The sequence below is a fragment of the Chromobacterium alticapitis genome (assembly GCF_002924365.1).
GTDB classification, from domain to species: Bacteria; Pseudomonadota; Gammaproteobacteria; order Burkholderiales; family Chromobacteriaceae; genus Chromobacterium; species Chromobacterium alticapitis.
Map to the genome: position 1 here is coordinate 1 of NZ_PQWB01000133.1, position 270 is coordinate 270.

Sequence of the window (270 nt, forward strand, 5' to 3'; positions counted from 1 at the left end):
GTGCTCTACACCATCCGCTCCGAGCGGCTGCTGGTCGAGCAACTGGACTACAACCTGCTGTTTCGCTGGTTCGTCGGCCTTTCCGCCGATGCCCGCATATGGGATCACTCGACCTTCTCGCAAAACCGCGACCGCTTGTTTACCGAAGACGTCGCCCGCGCCTTCTTCATTCGGGTACGCAGCCTGGCCGAGTGGGGCAAGCTCACCAGCGACGAGCATTTCAGCGTCGACGGCACGCTGATCGATGCCTGGGCTTCGCACAAAAGCTTT

1 protein-coding gene is annotated in these 270 nt (G+C 60.7%); it reads left to right on the forward strand.

Going from position 1 to position 270, the window contains the following annotated elements; all coding sequences use genetic code 11:
• A partial coding sequence (locus C2I19_RS19415) for a transposase (RefSeq protein WP_146056879.1) occupies positions 1-270 on the forward strand: 270 nt, incomplete at both ends.